The 18376-nt window shown below is 74.5% G+C and carries 19 protein-coding genes; 13 read left to right on the plus strand and 6 right to left on the minus strand.

The genetic code is table 11. From position 1 onward, the window contains the following. Positions 1–56: 56 nt before the first annotated feature. The gene (locus ACGF13_RS14055; protein WP_392873482.1) at positions 57–959 is read right to left on the minus strand and encodes an alpha/beta fold hydrolase; all 903 of its coding nucleotides are present in this window, start codon (positions 957–959) and stop codon (positions 57–59) included. Positions 960–1181: 222 nt separating this feature from the next. Here ACGF13_RS14055 and ACGF13_RS14060 point away from each other — a divergent pair, with 222 nt between their 5' ends. From ACGF13_RS14060 to ACGF13_RS14070, 3 genes are all read left to right on the plus strand, one after another. Then, complete coding sequence (locus ACGF13_RS14060; protein WP_392873485.1) at positions 1182–1844, plus strand: TetR/AcrR family transcriptional regulator; 663 nt, start codon at positions 1182–1184, stop codon at positions 1842–1844. 131 nt (positions 1845–1975) lie between these two features. Further along, complete coding sequence (locus ACGF13_RS14065) at positions 1976–2203, plus strand: DUF3107 domain-containing protein (protein ID WP_049660675.1); 228 nt, start codon at positions 1976–1978, stop codon at positions 2201–2203. A 142-nt stretch (positions 2204–2345) separates the two neighbouring features. Continuing rightward, the gene (locus tag ACGF13_RS14070) at positions 2346–2672 is read left to right on the plus strand and encodes a hypothetical protein (RefSeq protein WP_392873488.1); all 327 of its coding nucleotides are present in this window, start codon (positions 2346–2348) and stop codon (positions 2670–2672) included. Between the two features lie 19 nt (positions 2673–2691). Here ACGF13_RS14070 and ACGF13_RS14075 read toward each other — a convergent pair whose 3' ends face one another. Beyond that, complete coding sequence (locus ACGF13_RS14075) at positions 2692–3420, minus strand: ferritin-like fold-containing protein (RefSeq protein WP_392873491.1); 729 nt, start codon at positions 3418–3420, stop codon at positions 2692–2694. A gap of 689 nt (positions 3421–4109) precedes the next feature. On the opposite strand from ACGF13_RS14075, the gene ACGF13_RS14080 reads away from it, so the two are divergent. The 5 genes from ACGF13_RS14080 to ACGF13_RS14100 all read left to right on the plus strand — a co-directional run bounded on the left by ACGF13_RS14080 (position 4110) and on the right by ACGF13_RS14100 (position 9697). Continuing rightward, a complete protein-coding gene (locus ACGF13_RS14080; protein ID WP_392873494.1) occupies positions 4110–6191 on the plus strand; it encodes a DEAD/DEAH box helicase in 2082 nt (693 codons plus the stop codon). Between the two features lie 142 nt (positions 6192–6333). Then, the gene (locus tag ACGF13_RS14085) at positions 6334–7209 is read left to right on the plus strand and encodes an alpha/beta fold hydrolase (RefSeq protein WP_392873497.1); all 876 of its coding nucleotides are present in this window, start codon (positions 6334–6336) and stop codon (positions 7207–7209) included. A 425-nt stretch (positions 7210–7634) separates the two neighbouring features. Next, positions 7635–7793, plus strand: a complete 159-nt coding sequence (locus ACGF13_RS14090) for a hypothetical protein (RefSeq protein ID WP_392874295.1) — start codon at positions 7635–7637, stop codon at positions 7791–7793. Between the two features lie 307 nt (positions 7794–8100). Beyond that, positions 8101–8739, plus strand: coding sequence for a DUF6758 family protein (locus tag ACGF13_RS14095; RefSeq protein WP_392873500.1), 639 nt, complete (start codon positions 8101–8103; stop codon positions 8737–8739). Between the two features lie 97 nt (positions 8740–8836). Then, the gene (locus ACGF13_RS14100) at positions 8837–9697 is read left to right on the plus strand and encodes a PHP domain-containing protein (RefSeq protein ID WP_392873503.1); all 861 of its coding nucleotides are present in this window, start codon (positions 8837–8839) and stop codon (positions 9695–9697) included. 138 nt (positions 9698–9835) lie between these two features. Here the strand turns inward: ACGF13_RS14100 and ACGF13_RS14105 are convergent, their stop codons facing one another. Further along, a complete protein-coding gene (locus tag ACGF13_RS14105; protein WP_392873506.1) occupies positions 9836–10477 on the minus strand; it encodes a suppressor of fused domain protein in 642 nt (213 codons plus the stop codon). A gap of 473 nt (positions 10478–10950) precedes the next feature. Here ACGF13_RS14105 and corA point away from each other — a divergent pair, with 473 nt between their 5' ends. Beyond that, positions 10951–12072, plus strand: coding sequence for a magnesium/cobalt transporter CorA (gene corA, locus ACGF13_RS14110; protein ID WP_392873509.1), 1122 nt, complete (start codon positions 10951–10953; stop codon positions 12070–12072). A gap of 3 nt (positions 12073–12075) precedes the next feature. On the opposite strand, the gene ACGF13_RS14115 is transcribed toward corA, so the two are convergent. Beyond that, positions 12076–13020, minus strand: a complete 945-nt coding sequence (locus ACGF13_RS14115; RefSeq protein ID WP_392873512.1) for a DMT family transporter — start codon at positions 13018–13020, stop codon at positions 12076–12078. A gap of 142 nt (positions 13021–13162) precedes the next feature. Here ACGF13_RS14115 and ACGF13_RS14120 point away from each other — a divergent pair, with 142 nt between their 5' ends. The 4 genes from ACGF13_RS14120 to ACGF13_RS14135 all read left to right on the plus strand — a co-directional run bounded on the left by ACGF13_RS14120 (position 13163) and on the right by ACGF13_RS14135 (position 16971). Beyond that, on the plus strand, positions 13163–13702 hold the full coding sequence (locus ACGF13_RS14120; protein ID WP_392873515.1) for a hypothetical protein: 540 nt from the start codon (positions 13163–13165) through the stop codon (positions 13700–13702). Positions 13703–13830: 128 nt separating this feature from the next. Beyond that, entirely contained in the window at positions 13831–15129 is a 1299-nt protein-coding gene (locus tag ACGF13_RS14125; protein WP_392873518.1) for a magnesium transporter MgtE N-terminal domain-containing protein, read from the plus strand. A 76-nt stretch (positions 15130–15205) separates the two neighbouring features. After that, positions 15206–15754 (plus strand): DUF1003 domain-containing protein, encoded by a 549-nt coding sequence (locus ACGF13_RS14130; protein WP_392874248.1) that lies wholly within the window; start codon positions 15206–15208, stop codon positions 15752–15754. Between the two features lie 56 nt (positions 15755–15810). Next, on the plus strand, positions 15811–16971 hold the full coding sequence (locus tag ACGF13_RS14135) for an Mrp/NBP35 family ATP-binding protein (protein WP_392873521.1): 1161 nt from the start codon (positions 15811–15813) through the stop codon (positions 16969–16971). Positions 16972–17045: 74 nt separating this feature from the next. Here the strand turns inward: ACGF13_RS14135 and ACGF13_RS14140 are convergent, their stop codons facing one another. After that, the gene (locus ACGF13_RS14140; protein WP_392873523.1) at positions 17046–17714 is read right to left on the minus strand and encodes a hypothetical protein; all 669 of its coding nucleotides are present in this window, start codon (positions 17712–17714) and stop codon (positions 17046–17048) included. 221 nt (positions 17715–17935) lie between these two features. Then, positions 17936–18370 carry a sec-independent translocase gene (locus tag ACGF13_RS14145; protein WP_392873525.1) on the minus strand — a complete coding sequence of 145 codons (435 nt, stop codon included), beginning with the start codon at positions 18368–18370 and terminating at the stop codon, positions 17936–17938. Positions 18371–18376: the final 6 nt, after the last annotated feature.

The raw sequence follows: 18376 nt of genomic DNA on the forward strand, positions 1-18376 counted from the left end.
CCGCGGCGCGCGCCCGACCCCGGGCGGGTGCCCGGCCCCGCGGGCGAGCCCCGGGCTCAGCCCTCGGCGTGGGCGATCAGCTCCCGCACCGCCCGGGCGACCTCCTCGGGGTGCTCCATCATCGCCACGTGCCCGGACTCGGGCAGCACCAGCAGCCGGGCGTCCGCGAACGCCGCGCAGGCGCGGCGGGCCGAGCGGTAGGAGACCAGCTTGTCGCGCAGCCCGTACACCAGCAGCACCGGCGCCGCGACCTGCTCGGCCTGCCGCCACAGCGCCTGGTCGCCGCGCTCGGTGTACGCCGAGACGATGCCGCGGGCCGAGCCGACGAGCGCCTGCATCGCGTGCGGCACCTCCAGCCGGCGCCGGTACTCGGCCACCGCCTCGGCGCGGGTCGCCGGGCTCAGACCGTCCGGGTCGCCGTAGACCAGCCGCAGCAGGTCCTCGGTGGCGGCCTCGGCGTCGCGCCCGCCCGCGGACAGCCGGCGCAGCAGCGCCGGCACCCCGGGCACCGCGAGCAGGCCGGTCGGCAGGGCGGAGCGCTGCGGGGGCAGTTCGGGCAGCGCCGGGGAGACCAGCGTGAGGCTGCGCACCAGGTCCGGGCGCAGGGCCGCGAGCCGGACGGCGACCGCCCCGCCCAGCGAGTTGCCGAACAGGTGGACCGGGCCGCGGCCGGAGGCCTCCAGGTAGCCGATCACCGCGCGGACGTGGCCGGAGACGGTGAGGTTGCCGTCGGTGGGCGGGTGGGAGCGGCCGAAGCCGGGCAGGTCCACGGCCTCGCCGTCGACGTGCCCAGAGAGCCGGTCCATCAGGGCCCCCCAGTTGGCGGCCGAGCCGCCGAGGCCGTGTACGAAGAGCCCGGGCTCGCGCCCGTCGGCGGCGCCGTCGGCGGCGGGGCGGTGCACCGCGAGCACCGCGCCGGGGACCTCGACCGTACGTACCTGCTGCTCAGCGCTGCTCATGGTGGACGATGGTAGTGAGCCTCCCCCCGCAGGCGCCGGGGCGGTCCGGCCGCCGGACGGCCGCGTCCCACCACTGCCGAGGCCGAGGTCAGCGCCGTATTGTGGGCTCCTGACAACAAGGCCGACCGTCTTTTCACGCCCTCGCCGAACGCGGGCGCGGTTACCGAAAAGTAGAATCGGCCATCTTGCCAGCCGCGAACAGACCCCGAAGTGAGGAGCGCCGTGACGGCCATCCAGGAGGCGCAGGAGCGCCCGCGCGGTGCCCGCCTGCCGCGAAGCGCCCGCCGTGAACAACTGCTCGGTGCCGCCCAGGAGGTGTTCGTCGCGCAGGGCTACCACGCGGCCGCCATGGACGACATCGCCGACCGCGCCGGGGTGAGCAAGCCGGTGCTCTACCAGCACTTCCCCGGGAAGCTGGAGCTGTACCTGGCGCTGCTGGACAAGCACTGCGACGCCCTGGTCGAGTCGACCCGCGAGGCGCTGTCGACGACCAACGACAACAAGCAGCGGGTGGCCAACACCATGGAGGCGTACTTCAACTACGTCTCCAGCGAGTCCGGTGCCTTCCGGCTGGTCTTCGAGTCGGACCTGACCAACGAGCCGGCCGTGCGCGAGCGGGTCGAGCGGGCCTCCGAGGCGAGCGCGACGCTGGTCAGCAAGGTGATCCAGGAGGACACCGACCTGCCCGAGGCGGAGTCCAAGCTGCTCGCCGCCGGCGTCTGCGGCCTGGCCCAGATCACCGCCCGGTACTGGCTCTCGCAGGGCCTGGAGATCCCGCGCGACGAGGCGGTCCGGCTGGTCGCCAGCCTGTCCTGGCGCGGCCTGAAGGGCTTCCCGATGCACGCGGGCGAGCAGCCCGGCGAGGGCACCGCCCACCAGGGCTGATCCGCCGACCTTCGTCGGGCCGGGGATCCGGTGCTCTATGGTGAAGCCGTACGGCACGGTCGCCGCGAACGCTTGTCCCAGGCGGTCCGGTGCCCGTGCGTGGAGGCTGCAACCCCGGAGGGACGGAAGCCGTGGAGGTCAAGATCGGCGTGCAGAACGCGCCGCGCGAGATCGTGATCGAGAGCTCGCAGACTGCCGATGAGGTCCAGAGCGCGGTCGCGAAGGCGCTGGAGGGCTCGGAGAAGATCTTCGCGCTGTCCGACGAGCACGGCCGTCGCATCATCGTTCCGGCCGAGCGCCTGGCGTACGTGGAGATCGGCGAGTCGGCCGCCCGCAAGGTCGGCTTCGGCACCGCCTGAGGCGCCACCGCACAGGATCGTCCGGTGCCCCGTTCCCACCAGGGAGCGGGGCACCGTCGCGTGTACGGGCAGGTCGGGCGGGGTACGGCGGAGGGTGCGGCACCCTCCGCCGTACCCCGCCCGTTCCCCCCGGGAGGCAGCCTTGCTGGTCGAGTCGATCGCCTTCGCCCTCGTCGGCCTGGTCACGGGCGGCGCCGCCCTGCTGGCCCTGCCGGCGTACTTCCGGGGCCCCCGCGCCCTGACGCTGGGCACCGCGCTGGCGGCGGCGCTGGTCGGCGGGGTCGTCGCGCACTTCGGCGTGGACGGGCGCCAGCCCGCGGTGTCCGTCGTGGCCGCGGCGGTGGCCGCGGGCGTGCTCACCTCGCTGCTGGCCCGGCCGGACCTCGCCGCCGGGCGCGCCCCGGCGCACCGGCACCACCCGCACCACTCCGGCGCCCACCGCACGTCGCGGCGGCACCGGGCGGCCTGAGCGGGCGGGCCCGGAACGGCTAGGACGCCAGACCGAGGGCGGCCATCCGCCGGGTGTGCGCCTCGGTGATCCGGTTGAACATCTTGCCGACCTCGACCAGGTCGAAGCCCTGCACCTGGACGCCGCCGACCAGCAGGTTGGACAGCGCGTCGCGCTCGGCGACCACCCGCTGGGCCTGGCTGAGCGCCTCGCCCATCAGCCGCCGGCCCCACAGGGCGAGCCGGCCGCCGGACCGCGGGTCGGCCTCGATCGCCTGGCGGACCTTGTCGACCGCGAACTGCGCGTGGCCGGTGTCGGACATGACGCTCAGCACCAGGTCGCGGGTGTCGTCGTCCAGCCGGACGGCCACCTCGCGGTAGAAGTCGGTCGCGATGGCGTCGCCGACGTAGGCCTTGACCAGGCCCTCCAGCCAGTCCGAGGGCGCCGTCATCCGGTGGAACAGCTCCAGCGGCTCGACGAAGGGCCGCATCGCCTCCTGCGGGTCGGCGCCGATCTCGGCGAGCCGGTCGTGCAGCCGCTGGTAGTGCTGGAACTCGGCGGAGGCCATCCTGGCCAGCGCCGCCTTGTCGGCGAGGTCGGGTGCCAGCTTGGCGTCCTCGGCGAGCCGCTCGAAGGCGCTCAGCTCGCCGTACGCGAGCGCGCCGAGCAGGTCCAGTACGGCCGCCCGGTAGCCGGGGTCGGCCGAGCACGCGGCCCAGTCCCCGATCGAGCCGGCCGCCGCGTCCTGCGTCTCACCACTGGTGTCCATGACCCGCAACTTTAGTCCCGCCCCGCCGCCCCGTGCCCGGGCGCGCCTGGTGACCGGCCGTACCGGCCGCTCCGGTGGCAGTTGCCGGGGGCAATGTCAGACGCGTCACGTGTTCGACTCGTCGCCTGACTGTATGGTGGTACGGAGCCCGTCGTGTTCGCATGGTGTCACCGCCGTCTCGGTACCCCGCGCGAACCCTCCGTAGCGGCACCGTCCAGCCGGACGTGTCCGCACCGGTGGCACGGGTACTCACGTACGCGGATGCCCGGTCGGAGAGCCGATCGGCTCCGACCATGGCTTGGACTTCAAGCCTTGGCACCGCATCAGTGGCCGAGCGAGGGCCGCCGAGACCACGCCCCGAGGCGGAGGTCCCGCGCAGGTCCCTCACGGGAATCCTCCCCGACGCCGCCGGCGACGCGCCCCGCACCAGGGCAGCGCGCACCGGCCGGCCGCAGGGACCGGCGCGGTTGTGCGTCCACGCAGCTGTATCAGGGCCGCCCAGGCCCGTAGGCAGCCGCGCGGCTGCCCGCCCGCCGCTCGCTCTCGGCCCCTTCGAAAACGGAAGAGGCAGCACCCTGTCCACCACCGCTGAACCCATCAAGACGACCTTCCGGGACCTGGGGATCCTCCCGGAGACCGCCGAGGCGCTCGAGTCCGTCGGCATCGTCCACCCCTTCCCCATCCAGGAGATGACCCTCCCGGTCGCGCTGACCGGCCACGACGTCATCGGCCAGGCCAAGACCGGCACCGGCAAGACCCTCGGCTTCGGCCTCCCGCTGATCGAGCGGGCCATCGTGCGCGCCGACGTGGACGCCGGCCGGGCCACCGAGGACCAGCTCTCCGACTTCCCGCAGGCGCTGATCGTCGTCCCGACCCGCGAGCTGTGCACCCAGGTCACCAACGACCTGCAGACCGCCGGCAAGGTGCGCAACGTACGTGTCCTCGCCGTCTACGGCGGCCGGGCGTACGAGCCGCAGGTCGAGGCGCTCACCAAGGGCGTCGACATCGTGGTCGGCACCCCGGGCCGACTGCTGGACCTCGCCGGGCAGAAGAAGCTGAACCTGTCCAAGGTCCGCGCGCTGGTCCTGGACGAGGCCGACGAGATGCTCGACCTCGGCTTCCTGCCCGACGTCGAGAAGATCATCACCATGCTGCCGGCCAAGCGGCAGACCCTGCTGTTCTCGGCCACCATGCCGGGCCAGGTCATCAGCCTCGCCCGCCGGTACATGAGCCAGCCGACCCACATCCGGGCCGCCGCCCCGGACGACACCGGCGCGACCGTCGCCAACATCGAGCAGCACATCTTCCGTGCGCACTCGCTCGACAAGGTCGAGATGGTCTCGCGCATCCTGCAGGCCGAGGGCCGCGGGCTGGCGATGATCTTCTGCCGCACCAAGCGCACCGCCGCCGACGTCTCCGACCAGCTGACCCAGCGCGGCTTCGCGGCCGGCGCGGTCCACGGCGACCTCGGCCAGGGCGCCCGCGAGCAGGCCCTGCGGGCCTTCCGCAACGGCAAGGTCGACGTGCTGGTCTGCACCGACGTCGCGGCCCGCGGCATCGACGTCGAGGGCGTCACGCACGTCATCAACTACCAGTGCCCCGAGGACGAGAAGACCTACCTGCACCGGATCGGCCGCACCGGCCGGGCCGGCGCCTCCGGCACCGCCGTCACCCTGGTCGACTGGGACGACATCCCGCGCTGGCAGCTGATCAACAAGGCGCTGGACCTGCCGTTCAACGACCCGGAGGAGACCTACTCCACCTCGGCGCACCTGTACGAGCTGCTGAAGATCGCGCCGGGCACCAAGGGCATCCTGCCGCGCTCGGAGCGGACCCGCGCCGGGCTGGGCGCGGAGGAGGTCGAGGACCTCGGCGAGACCGGTGGACGCGGCGGCCGCTCGGGCCGCGGCAACGGTCGCGGTGGGCGCGGCGGCCAGGGCGGCTCCGACCGTCCGGGCGCCGGTGCCGCTCCGGCCGAGACCGAGGAGCAGAAGCCGCGCCGCACCCGTGAGCGCCGTCGCACCCGTCGGGGCGCGGCGGTCGGCGCCGAGGGCGAGGCCGCTGCCGCCGTGACCGAGGCCGCCGTGGCGGCTCCGGCCGTCGAGGGCGCCGAGGGCGAGGCCGCGCCGCGCCGTCGCCGCCGCCGCTCGCGCGGTGGCGCCGCCTCGGCCGCGGTCGAGGCCGCGGTGGCGGTCGAGGCGACTCCGGTCGCCGAGGCCGTCGTGGCCGAGGCCGTGGCGGTCGTCGAGGCCGCCGCCGAGGCCGTCACCGAGGCTCCGGCCCCTGCCAAGAAGGCCACCCGCACCCGGACCCGCAAGCCCAAGGCGGAGGCCGTCGCGGCCGAGGCCCCGGCCGCCGAGGCCGTCGCCGTCGTCGAGGCCACCGAGGCCGCTGCCGAGGCTCCGGCCCCTGCCAAGAAGGCCACCCGCGCCCGGACCCGCAAGCCCAAGGCGGAGGCCGTCGTGGCCGAGGCCGAGGCGGTCGTCGAGGCCGCCGCCGAGGCGGTCACCGAGGCTCCGGCCCCGGTGAAGAAGGCGACCCGCACCCGCAAGCCGAAGGCCGAGGCCGTGGCGGAGGCCGTCGAGGCGGCTCCGGCCGTCGAGGCTCCGGCCCCGGCCAAGAAGGCCACCCGGGCCCGCAAGCCGAAGGCCGTCGCCGAGACCGCCCCGGAGGCCCCGGCCGCCGAGGCCGCCGCCGAGGTCCCGGCCCCGCGCAAGCGCACCCGGGCCCGCAAGGCCGCCGCGCCCGTGGAGGCCACCCCGGAGAGCTGACACCTCCGTGACTCCCCCGAGGGGGCGCGCCAGGCCACCCGGCCGGCGCGCCCCCTCGGGCGTTCCACGCCCTAAGCTCGGGGAGTCGGGGAGTCGCCCGAAGGACAGCAGGTCACCGGCAGGACAGCAGGGAGTACAGCCCATGAGCACGCCGCCGTTTCTGACGCTGCCCGGGTGCGCGCGGGCCGAGCGGGTGGCGACCGGGCGCGGGGAGTTCGCGGCGCTGCGGGCGGAGCCGGCCGGGCCGGTGCGCGGCTCGGCGCTGCTGGTGCCGGGCTTCACCGGCAGCAAGGAGGACTTCATCGCGCTGCTGGAGCCGCTGGCGGCCGCCGGGTACCGGGTGACGGCCGTGGACCAGCGCGGGCAGTACCAGACCGGCGGCCCGGACGACCCGGCGGCGTACGGTGTCGGGGCGCTCGGGGCGGACGTGCGGGCGCTCACCGAGGCGCTGGCGGCCGACGGCACCCCGCCGCACCTGCTGGGGCACTCCTTCGGCGGCCAGGTGGTGCGCGAGGCGGTGCTCGCCGCGGCGGCCGAGGGCCCGCTGCCCTGGCGGTCGCTGACGCTGGTGTCCACCGGCCCGGGCGCGATCGACCCGGCCGAGGCGGCCCGCACCGAGCTGCTGCTGGACGCCCTGCGGGTGATGGACCTGGAGCAGATCTGGCAGGTGATGCGGCAGCTGGAGGCGGAGAGCGGGCAGCCGCGGCCGAGCCTGGAGCCGGCCGTCGCGGAGTTCCTGCACCGGCGTTGGCTGGCCAACGTGCCGCGGGCGCTGTCCGTCACCGGCGGCCACCTGCTGGCCGCGCCGGACCGGGTGGCGGAGCTGGCCGCCGCCACCGCCGGGCTGCCGGTTCTGGTGCTGTCCGGGGTGCGGGACTACGCCTGGCCGGTGCCGGAGCAGACCGCGATGGCCGAGCGCCTGGGCGCCCGCCGGGTGGTGGTCGCGGACGCCGGCCACTCCCCCAACGCCGAGCGGCCGGCCGCCACGGCCGAGGCGCTGGCCGCGTTCTGGGCCTGACGGTTCCGGGCCTGACGCCGCCCACGCGGACGCGTGCCGGCCGGGGCCGGTTCCGCCGCCCCGCCAATAGTGGTCTGTACCACTTCCGCAACTTCGATCGGCTTCAACAGAGGACAAAATTCGTTAGTTACGGTAATCTTTGATTCTGTCCGGGAATCATCGCCGGCCTCCACTTCGGCGCGGATCACCCGAAACCCGGACTTCACGGGCGGGCAACGCCCCGGTAGCACCGCCACCTCACCGTGGCTCACGAGGCACTGGACGCACCAGGCAAGCAAGGGGGGCCCTTGCCGCAGCAGACCGCCGCACGCGCGACGACGAACCGCCCGGCCCGGCCGCACCGCCGGATCCGTACGACCCCGAAAGGGCTGATACCCACTCAGCCGCGACCGCCCCGCCCCGCGGGGCCAGGAATGGAGACGCCCATGACGAAGACCATGCGCTTCGAGATCGTCCGACTCGACGACATCAACGGCTCCGCCGCCGACCGCCTGATCGCCGACGCCGCCACCGTGCGCGAGGTCGTCGAGGCCGCCGCCCGCACCGGCGAGCGCCTGCTCATCCGCCCATGCCCGACCGTCTGACCGAGCGCGGCGCCCGCTCCGCGGAGCCCCCAGCCGCCGCCGACGAGCCGGGAGCGTCCGATCCGGACGTCCCGATACCCGACTGACGCCCCGTCACCGCATTCGCCGATGACGGGGCGTCAGTGTGTCCGGGGCCGGAGCCCCGGACGTTTGCCGCCGCCCGGGACGGGACATCCCCCAACGGGAACCGCCCGCGACCGCCCACCCGGTGCCGGTCCGGGCGTCCGCCACCGACAGGTGCCGCCGAGCCCTCCGTACGGGTGATCGTCCTTGACGCGGCGGTCCGGAGGGAGGAGCGTTGACGGCTATGAGGGGCGAGCCAAGCTGCCCGAGGTGCGCCGGTCGGGTCCGCGCCCCCGGTCTGTTCTCAGACACCTGGCAGTGCGACCGGCACGGAGCGGTGCACCCGATGCAGCCGGTGCTGCCCCCGAGTGTGGAGGCCCTCGGCGTCGCCGTCGCCCGCTCCCAGGTCCCGGTCTGGCTGCCCTGGCCGCTCCCGGTCGGCTGGCTCTACACCGGCATCGCCCACGTCGGCGACGACGTCTCGGGCGCCCGGGCCACCGCCGTCGCCTGCTCCGGGCCGGCCCCGCTCGGCGGCTTCGGCGAGCTGGTGCTGGTCGCCGAGGAGCTGGGGGTCGGTCTCGGCGCCCGCTACGCGGGCCTGCCAGGGCCGGACCCGGGCGACTCCGTCGGCCTCTACAAGCCCGCCGACGCCAAGCTGATGGCCGCCGGGCGGCCCACCCCGATGTTCCACGTCCCGGACGCCCCGGCCGACCGCGCGGTGTTCGTCGGCGAGGCCCGCGGGCTCTGGCTGTGGGCGGTCGCCTGGCCCGAGCAGTCCGCGCTGGTCATGTACGACGAACTGGTGCTCACCGACCTGCGCGAGGCCGGCGCCGAACTGGACCTGCTGCCCTGCGGGGCGCTCACGCCCCGGCTGCTCGGCTGACGGCCGTCCCGCGGGCCGGGTCCGTCCGGACCCATGGGACGGCGCCGTCCGCTGGCCTATCCTGGGCGGCACCCACGAGCCCCCGGGAGTCCGATCCGTGCGCATCGACCTGCACGCCCACAGCAACGCCTCCGACGGCACCGACAGCCCGGCCGAGCTGGTCGCGGCGGCCGTCGCCGCGGACCTCGACGTGGTGGCGCTGACCGACCACGACACCGTGGCCGGCCACGCCGAGGCCGCCGGGGCGGTGCGCGCGCTGCCCGAGGGCACCCGGCTGACCGTCGTCCCGGGCGCCGAGCTGTCCTGCGTCGTGGACGGCATCAGCATGCACCTGCTGGCGTACCTGTTCGACCCCGCGGAGCCGGAGTTCGCGCGCGAGCGGGACCTGGTGCGCACCGACCGGTTCCGGCGCGGGCGGGCGATCGTGGAGCGCTGCCGGGAACTCGGCGCGGACATCAGCTGGGAGCAGGTGGAGCGGATCGCCGGGTCCGGCTCGGTCGGGCGGCCGCACATCGCCAGCGCGCTGGTCGAGGCGGGCGTGGTGGCCACCGTCTCGGACGCCTTCACCGCCGACTGGCTGGCCAACGGCGGGCGGGCGGACGTCCGCAAGCACGAGACCGACCCGGTCGCGGCGGTCCGGCTGGTCCGGGGCGCCGGCGGGGTGCCGGTGTTCGCCCACCCGGGCGCGGTCAAGCGCGGCCGGACGGTCTCCGACCAGGTGATCGCCGACCTCGCGGCGGCCGGGCTGGCCGGGCTGGAGGTCGACCACACCGACCACGACGAGGAGACCAGGGTGCGGCTGCGCGGCCTGGCCGGCGAGCTCGGCCTGCTGGTCACCGGCTCCAGCGACTACCACGGCTCCCGCAAGACCGTCCGGCTCGGCGAGCACACCACCGACCCGCAGGTGTACGAGGCGCTGCTGGCGCAGGCCACCGGCGCGAAGCCGATCGGGCGCTGAGCCGGCGCGGGCCTCGCCCGACGAACGCGGGACCAGGGGATCATGAGTCCCCTGGTCCCGCGTTCCGGCGTTTCGGAGTGCCGAGCGGGCGTACGGACCGGCCCGCACGCCCCGCCTGACCGGGCGTCAGCCAGCTGGTCAGTCCAGCCGGACGCCGCGCCGCTGCGGGTCGCGCAGGTCGGTGCCCTGGTCGAGCCAGCGCTCCTGGAGCGCGGCCGCGCCGTGTACCCGCTTCCAGCCCGCCTCGTTGGGCGTCATCGGCAGCAGCGGCAGGAAGCGCACCGGGTCGGCCGGGTCGGCCAGTTCCAGGTCCTCGACCAGGCCGCCCGGTTCGGCCGCGAGCACCGAGGTGAAGGGCGCGCCGTCCCAGAGCGGGGAGCCGAGGTCCAGCGAGCCGCCCGGGGCCACCACCAGGCCCTCGACCTGGGGGGTGGCGGCGAAGGTGGCCAGGGTACGCAGCACGCTGTCCTGCCCGCCGCGGACGGTCAGCACCAGTTCGGCGCGCGGGCCGCGCAGTTGGTCGGCGACCGGCGCGGTCGGGTCGGCCATCGGCGCGGCGGACATGCCGAGCGTCGCGTACCGCACCAGGCCCGCGGCGTCCGGTCCGAAGCGCAGCACCTCGATCCGGTCGGCGCCGAGGAAGGTGACGGCGGCGCGGCCGCCCGGCTCGCCGAAGGTGGAGATCAGCCGGGCCTCGACGGCGGCCAGCACCGCCTCCCGGGAGAGCTCCGGGGAGTTGCCGCCGTGGGGGTCGCCGAAGAGCGGGAAGTCGTGCGCCATGCCGGTGAGCGTAACCCCCGGGGGTTCGCGGGCCGCGCGGGGGCGGGCCGCAGGGGCCCGTGGGCGGCGTGGAGGCCCGCCCGGTCGGGGCCGCGCCAGGGTCCCGTAAAGCCTTGGGAAACCTCCGGGAACCCCTCGGCTGCGACGCCCGGTCAGATGTTAGGGTGAGCGACTGGCCACCGGGATCGTTTCGTCCCGGGGCGGCGGCGCGAAGGAGGTGGTTGCGGTGGATACCGGCCGACCATGCAGTACCGGCAGCTCTGCCCGGCCCCGACTTCCCCGTACCCCTCGCCCCGCAGGCCCAATCGGCTGAATCAGCCGCGGTAGCCCCGGGCGCGGGCCCCACGACGGACGGACCGGCCGGGAGAGCACTCTCATCCCCCGTTTCACCGGTGTTCTCCGCCGTCGTACCGCGGCCGAACGTTTCTCCTTCCGTGCCGCCGCGCGACGGTTCCTGCCTCTGGGAGCCTGTCATGTCGATGATCAACAGCCTGCGCGCCGCCGTCCGCACCAACCGCCGCCGCGGCGCGGCCGGCGTCTACGGCGTCCTGCCCGAGGACGCCGCCTCGGCGGTCGTGGACTGCGCGGTCTACCAGCACGGCAAGCGCAGGGGCGAGACGTGCAGCCCGCGCGAGGCCGCCCACCGGGTCAGGGCCGCCCACCTGCTCCCCGAGGGCGAGGGCTCGTTCAGCTGGATCGGCCTGCACGAGCCGACCGAGGCCGAGTTCGCGGGGATCGCCCAGCGCTTCGGCCTGCACCCGCTCGCGGTCGAGGACGCGGTGCACGCGCACCAGCGGCCGAAGGTCGAGCGCTACGACGACGTGTTGTTCGCCGTCTTCAAGACCATCCGCTACGTGGAGCACGACCAGCTCACGCCCACCAGCGAGGTGGTGGAGACGGGCGAGCTGATGGTCTTCGCCGGCCGGGACTTCGTGATCACCGTCCGGCACGGCGGCCACGGCTCGCTGCAGGAGCTGCGCCACCGGCTGGAGGCGGACGCGGACGAGGCGGGGCTGCTCGCCAAGGGCCCGTCGGCGGTGCTGCACGCGATCGCCGACCACGTCGTGGACAACTACCTGCTGGTCGCCGAGCGGCTCCAGAACGACGTGGACGAGATCGAGTACGGCGTCTTCTCGGCCAAGGGCGGGCGCAGCGCCGACGTCGGCCGGGTCTACCAACTCAAGCGCGAGGTACTGGAGTTCAAGCGCGCGGTGGTGCCGCTGCTGCGCCCGATGCAGCAGCTGTCGGAGCCGCTCCAGCGGCTGGTGGACCCGGACATCCAGAAGTACTTCCGGGACGTCGCCGACCACCTGGCGCGGGTCGCCGAGCAGGTGCACGGCTTCGACGAGCTGCTGAACTCGCTGCTGCAGGCGAACCTGGCGCAGGTCTCGGTGGCGCAGAACGAGGACATGCGCAAGATCACCGCCTGGGCGGCGATCTTCGCGGTGCCCACCATGATCACCGGCGTCTACGGCATGAACTTCGAGTACATGCCCGAGCTGCACCACAAGTACGGCTATCCGACGGTGCTCGGCGCGATCGTGCTGATCTGCTTCGGGATGTACCGGGGCTTCCGCCGCAACGGCTGGCTCTGACGGCTACCTGCGCCCGCCGCGGGCGACCAGGACGAGGCCGAGCAGGATCAGCACCACCGCCGGGTAGGCGGCCGCCGGGGGCCACTGGCCCAGCCAGAGGGCGGCGATCAGCGCCGCGCCCGGGGTCTCCAGCAGGATCGCGGTGGAGGTGATCGACGGCCCGAGGTTGCGCACCACGCGGTTGCTCAGCGAGTGGCCGAGCAGCTGGGCGGCGACCATCAGCAGCACGATCTGCCACCAGACCCCGGCCGGCCACCCGGCCAGCGGCGTCCCGGCGACCAGGCAGATCCCCAGCAGCACCGCCGCCGTGGTGGCGTAGCAGACCAGGGTGTACGCGGTGGTGCTGACGGTCTTACGGACCTCGGCGCCCAGCAGCATGTACCCGGCCGCGGCCAGGCCGGCGGCGAGCGCGAGCGCGTCGCCGAGCAGCGCGCGCGGGGAGAGCGAGAGGTCCACGCCGGTCAGCACCAGCACCCCGGCGAAGGCGACGACGGTGCCGAGCCAGACCAGCCGCGGCGCCCGGACGCCCATCAGCCGCATCAGCAGGATGGTCCACAGCGGGGTGGTGGTGACCAGGGCGGTGGCCGAGGCCACCGAGGTCATCCGCAGGCTGGGCATCCAGAGCGCGAAGTGCACGGCGAGCAGCGCCCCGGCGGCCACCGCGAGCAGCAGCGCCCGCCGGCCGATCCCGCGCAGCTCGGCGCGGTGGCGCAGCAGCGCGTACGGGCCGAGGACGCCGACCGACATGACGTTGCGCCACAGGGCGATCGCCAGCGCGGGCGCGGCGGTGGCGCTGATCAGCGGGCCGGACAGCGAGATGCCGCCGATCGAGACGGCGAGCAGCAACAGGTCGAGGGTGGGGAGCGGGTGCGCCGGGCCCGGGTCGGCGGTCGCGGGGGCGGCGGTCGGGGTGGTGGCGGGGGCGGTCGCGGGCCGGGCGGCGGGCACGGCGCTCCTTGCTGGTCGCGGGGGTGGGGCCGTCATACGGTAAGGCCCGTGGCGGCTTAATGGAACTGTCGCCCGGGGGCTGAGACGGCCGGGCCTCCCGGCCACGCCACGGGACGGGCCCACTGGCCGTACGCTGTCCGCCATGGACCGTACGCCCGCCGCCGCGACCGCCGACGACTTCCTCGACCAGGCCCTGCTGGAGGAGGCCGCGAAGAAGTCGGGCCTGCTCTGGGTGCGCGCGCAGGGGCAGGAGCACGCCCGGCCGCTGTGGCACGCCTGGCACGACGGCGCGGTCGTGGTGGTCGGCGGGGGCGGCGAGCAGCCACTGCACGGTCTGGAGCCCGGCGCCGGTGCCGTGGTGACCGTCCGCAGCAAGGACAAGGGCGGCCGGCTGACCGGCTGGAGCGCCCGGGTCGTCGAGCCGGCCCCGGACAGCGAGGCCTGGCTGGGCGCCGTCGAGGAGCTCAAGGGCAAGCGGCTGAACGCGCCCGACACCGACGCCATCGCCGCCCGCTGGGCCCGCGAGTGCCGGGTGCTGCGACTGGAGCCGGTCGGCCCGCTCACCGAGCGCCCCGGGGCGATGCCGGACGGCTCGCACGTCGCGCAGCCGCTGCCCACCCCGGCCACCACCCGCCGCCCGATCCCGGCCGGCCTGCCCAAACTGCTGTTCAAGCGCCGTTAAAGCTTCACGCCCAGGACTCGTCCGACGGCTACCGTGCCTCCCGGCCGGGCCCGGAACACGCGGGTAGCCTTGGCCGCGGGTGCGCCCCCGGCGCCCCCGGTACGGCGTCGAGCGAGTCGAGGGAGTCCATGGCAGGGCCAGGCACCCGGGTCTTCATCTCCCATCTGTCCGCCATCGCGGTCTTCGACCCGAACGGCGACCAGGTCGGCCGGGTCCGGGACGTGGTCGTGTCGCTGCGGCTCGGCGGCCGCCCGCCCCGCGTCCTCGGCCTGGTAGTCGAGGTGGTCGGCCGGCGCCGGATCTTCCTGCCGATGACCCGGGTGACCAGCCTGGAGTCCGGCCAGGTGCTCACCACCGGCGTGATCAACCTGCGCCGCTTCGAGCAGCGCCCGTCCGAGACCCTGGTGCTCGCCGAGCTGCTGGACCGCACCGTCACCTGGTCCAAGACCGGCGAGGACGTCACCGTGCTGGACGTCGGCATGGTGCAGACCCGGCTGCGCGAGTGGGAGATCAGCAAGGTCTTCGTGCAGGTCGGCCGGGCCGGCCGGCTGCGCAAGGGCAAGGGCGAGCGGCTCACCCTGGACTGGCAGGACGTCACCGGCTTCTCGCTGCCCGAGCAGGACCAGGGCGCGGCCAACCTGCTCGCCACCTTCGAGCAGCTGCGCCCCGCCGACCTCGCCAGCGTGCTGCACCACCTGTCCGCCAAGCGCCGCGCCGAGGTGGCCGCCGCCCTCGACGACGAGCGGCTGGCCGACGTCCTGGAGGAGCTGCCCGAGGACGACCAGGTCGAGATCATCGGCAAGCTCCAGGAGGAGCGCGCCGCCGACGTCCTGGAGGCGATGGACCCGGACGACGCCGCCGACCTGCTCTCCGAACTGCCCGGCGACGAGGCCGAGCGGCTGCTCCAGCTGATGGAGCCGGACGAGGCCGCGCCGGTGCGCCGCCTGCTGACGTACGAGGAGGACACCGCCGGTGGTCTGATGACCACCGAGCCGATCGTGCTGGAGCCGGACGCCACGGTCGCCGAGGCGCTGGCGAGGGTCCGGGTCAGCGACCACAAGCCCGCCCTGGCCGCGCAGGTCTTCGTCTGCCGTCCGCCGAACGAGACCCCGACCGGCCGCTACCTGGGCACCGTGCACTTCCAGCGGCTGCTGCGCGAGCCCCCGTACGTCCTGGTCGGCTCGCTGGTGGACGACGACCTGGACCCGCTGCCGCCGGACACCCCGCTGTCGCTGATCACCAGCTACCTGGCGACCTACAACCTGGTCGCCGCGCCGGTCGTGGACGAGGCCGACCACCTGCTCGGGGCGGTGACCGTCGACGACGTGCTCGACCACCTGCTGCCGGAGGACTGGCGCGACGCCGCGACGCACCCCGGCGACGACACCCACCAGGACGACAGGGAAGGGGTGACCGGTGGACGGTGACCGCAACGGCCGGACGGACGACTCCGCGCGCCGGCGCCTCCAGGGCGAACTGCGCCGGCTGCGGCAGCTGCGCGAGCTGCGCACCCGCGAGGGCGGCCGGGACCGGCGCGCCGACACCGCGCCGATCACCGGCACCGGCCGCGCCCGGCTCGACCAGCCGCGCACCGCGCGCCCCGGCCTGATCACGCTGCCCTCCTACGATCCGGAGGCGTTCGGCGTCCTGTCCGAGCGGATCGCACGCTTCCTCGGCACCGGGCGGTTCATCGTCTGGATGACGGTGGTGGTCGTCGTCTGGATAGCGTGGAACACCCTGCTGCCGACGAGCGTGCGCTTCGACGAGTACCCGTTCATCTTCCTGACCCTGGCGCTGTCCCTGCAGGCCTCGTACGCGGCCCCGCTGATCCTCCTGGCGCAGAACCGCCAGGACAACCGGGACCGGGTCAACATGGAGCAGGACCGGGCCCGCAGCGACCGCAACATCGCCGACACCGAGTACCTGACCCGCGAGGTCGCGGCCCTGCGGCACGGGCTCGGCGAGGTCGCCACCCGGGACTTCATCCGGTCCGAACTCCAGTCCCTGCTCAAGGAGATCGACGAGCGCCGGGACGCCCCCGAACCGCTGTGACCCTCGGCACGCTACCGACGGGTCAACGACTTCGCCGGGCGCCGTACCATCAAGGCATGGCCAACGAGACAGAGGTCGCGGCCGGCGTCACGGAGGAGTCCGTACGCCAGGCGCTGGCGACCGTCAACGACCCGGAGATCAACCGCCCGATCACCGAGATCGGCATGGTGAAATCGGTCGGGATCGCCGAGGACGGCGCGGTGCGCGTCGCGGTCTACCTGACGGTCTCCGGCTGCCCGATGCGCGACACCATCGTCACCCGGGTGCGCGAGGCGGTCGGGAAGGTCCCCGGCGTGACCGGCGTCGAGGTCGAGCTCGACGTGATGAGCGACGAGCAGCGCAAGGAACTGTCCCAGCTGCTGCGCGGCGGCGCCCCCGAGCGGGAGATCCCGTTCGCCAAGCCGGGCACCCTGACCCGGGTCTACGCCGTCGCCTCCGGCAAGGGCGGCGTCGGCAAGTCCTCGGTGACCGTCAACCTGGCGGCCGCGATGGCCGCCGACGGCCTGAAGGTCGCCGTGGTGGACGCCGACATCTACGGCCACAGCGTGCCGCGCATGCTGGGCGTCGAGGGCCGGCCGACCCAGGTCCAGGACATGATCATGCCGCCGCAGGCGAACGGCGTGAAGGTCATCTCGATCGGCATGTTCACCCCGGGCAACGCCCCGGTGGTCTGGCGCGGCCCGATGCTGCACCGCGCGCTCCAGCAGTTCCTCGCCGACGTGTACTGGGGCGACCTGGACGTGCTGCTGCTGGACCTGCCGCCCGGCACCGGCGACATCGCGATCTCGGTGGCCCAGCTGGTCCCCAACGCGGAGATCCTGATCGTCACCACCCCGCAGATGGCCGCCGCCGAGGTGGCCGAGCGGGCCGGCACCATCGCGGTGCAGACCCACCAGAAGATCGTCGGCGTGATCGAGAACATGTCCGGCATGCCGTGCCCGCACTGCGACGAGATGATCGACGTCTTCGGCACCGGCGGCGGCCAGACCGTCGCGGACGCGCTCACCCGCACCGTCGGCGCGACCGTCCCGGTGCTCGGCTCGATCCCGATCGACGTGCGGCTGCGCGAGGGCGGCGACGACGGCCGCCCGGTCGTGCTCGCCGCGCCCGACTCCCCGGCCGGCGCCGCCCTGCGCGCGGTGGCCGGCAAGCTCGGCGGCCGCCAGCGCGGACTGTCCGGGATGTCGCTGGGCCTGACGCCCAAGAACAAGTTCTGAGGCCGTGACCGACGGAGGGCCGGGTGGGCGCACCACCCGGCCCTCCGTCGTACGGCCGTGTCCTGCCGAGGGCCCTACGGGCGGGTGTAGGCCGTCAGGTCCGGGACGGTGGAGAAGCCGATGCCGTAGGCGCTGACGCCCCGGCCGTAGGCGCCCAGCATGACCCCGGGGGCCTCACCGGCCAGCACCCAGCCGTACTCGGACTCGCGGTAGCGGAAGGGCTGCGGCAGGCCGTTGACCGGCAGGCTGAGGGTGGACCAGCCGGGGCCGGCCAGGTCGTCGGCGAGGTCCCAGGCGAGGCTGCTCTGCTGGTCCAGCCAGTCCTGGCGCAGCGCCCGGTCCAGCTGCCCGGGCCAGGTCGCGGCGAGCAGGCCGGAGCCGGCCAGCCAGGCGGCGGAGGAGGCGGAGGTCGCCTCCAGGGTGCCCGTGTTGTCGGCACTGCGGCGGCTGTCCCGGCGGGCCACCGTGACCACGACGGCGAACTTCCGTACGTCGCGCGGCTCGTACTGCCTGGCCGGCTCCTCGCCGTGGCCGAGCGAGCCGTAGTCGACGCTGCCCGCGGTGCGGGGGCCGGCGCCGGCCTGCACCAGGAAACGGCGGCCGGTCCAGCCCTCGTCCAGCCCGTACCAGGGGAAGTCGGCGGACAGGTAGGGCACCAGCGGGTCCGCCGGGCCGGCCTGTCCGCCGACCACCGGGCCGCCGGCCGTGGCCGTCGCCCCTCCCGCCTGACTCGTCGCGTCCATCCCCGGGCCTCCTCAAACACACGTTTGCCTGCCGTGGCGCGCTCCCATGGTGGCGTACCGCGGCGTTCCCCGGGGCCGTTCCCGGACCGCGACGGGGCGCGGTGTGACGGACGGCTCAGCGGAACAATCAGCACAATAGCGGCGCACGCGCCGCCGCCCCGCTCAGCCGGGTGGCCGGGCGGGGCGGTGGCGCGGCGCCGGGGCGCCGGACGCGGTACCGGTCAGGTCGCGTCGGGGTCGAACGGGGGCCGCTCGCCGGGCGCCAGCGGGGCTCCGGTGGAGGCGGGCGCCGGGGCGGACTTCTCGAAGCTGACGCTGCCGCTGCGGCCGTTGACCGGCGCCGCGGGCTTGTCGTCCAGGACGGACCGGATGTCCAGGGTGTCCTTCATGTCCTTGAGGCCCAGCGGATCGTCCTGGTCGCCCATGAGCTGCTTGCGCACGAAGGTCTTGGGGTTCAGGTCCTCGAACTCGAAGTCCTTGAACTCGGGGCCCAGCTCGCTGCGGATGTCCTCCTTCGCGTTGTCGGCGAAGGATCGGATCTTCCGGATGAAGCCCATGGTGTCCTGGATCAGCTTGGGAAGCTTGTCCGGGCCGAAGATGATGATCGCCATCACGACGAGGGTCAGAACCTCCAGCCCACTGACGTCGCTGAACACCTTTGC

Source organism: Kitasatospora sp. NPDC048286, assembly GCF_043201735.1.
Classification (GTDB): domain Bacteria; phylum Actinomycetota; class Actinomycetes; order Streptomycetales; family Streptomycetaceae; genus Kitasatospora.

What these genes read in the sequence shown, in the direction of transcription:
- ACGF13_RS14135 (WP_392873521.1), top strand. Translation starts at nt 15,811, where the DNA reads ATGGCCAACGAGACAGAGGTCGCGGCCGGCGTCACGGAGGAGTCCGTA.
- ACGF13_RS14075 (WP_392873491.1), bottom strand. Translation starts at nt 3,420, where the DNA reads ATGGACACCAGTGGTGAGACGCAGGACGCGGCGGCCGGCTCGATCGGG.
- ACGF13_RS14080 (WP_392873494.1), top strand. Translation starts at nt 4,110, where the DNA reads ATGACCCTCCCGGTCGCGCTGACCGGCCACGACGTCATCGGCCAGGCC.
- corA (WP_392873509.1), top strand. Translation starts at nt 10,951, where the DNA reads ATGTCGATGATCAACAGCCTGCGCGCCGCCGTCCGCACCAACCGCCGC.
- ACGF13_RS14085 (WP_392873497.1), top strand. Translation starts at nt 6,334, where the DNA reads ATGAGCACGCCGCCGTTTCTGACGCTGCCCGGGTGCGCGCGGGCCGAG.
- ACGF13_RS14140 (WP_392873523.1), bottom strand. Translation starts at nt 17,714, where the DNA reads ATGGACGCGACGAGTCAGGCGGGAGGGGCGACGGCCACGGCCGGCGGC.
- ACGF13_RS14055 (WP_392873482.1), bottom strand. Translation starts at nt 959, where the DNA reads ATGAGCAGCGCTGAGCAGCAGGTACGTACGGTCGAGGTCCCCGGCGCG.
- ACGF13_RS14125 (WP_392873518.1), top strand. Translation starts at nt 13,831, where the DNA reads ATGGCAGGGCCAGGCACCCGGGTCTTCATCTCCCATCTGTCCGCCATC.
- ACGF13_RS14095 (WP_392873500.1), top strand. Translation starts at nt 8,101, where the DNA reads ATGAGGGGCGAGCCAAGCTGCCCGAGGTGCGCCGGTCGGGTCCGCGCC.
- ACGF13_RS14120 (WP_392873515.1), top strand. Translation starts at nt 13,163, where the DNA reads ATGGACCGTACGCCCGCCGCCGCGACCGCCGACGACTTCCTCGACCAG.
- ACGF13_RS14105 (WP_392873506.1), bottom strand. Translation starts at nt 10,477, where the DNA reads ATGGCGCACGACTTCCCGCTCTTCGGCGACCCCCACGGCGGCAACTCC.
- ACGF13_RS14090 (WP_392874295.1), top strand. Translation starts at nt 7,635, where the DNA reads ATGACGAAGACCATGCGCTTCGAGATCGTCCGACTCGACGACATCAAC.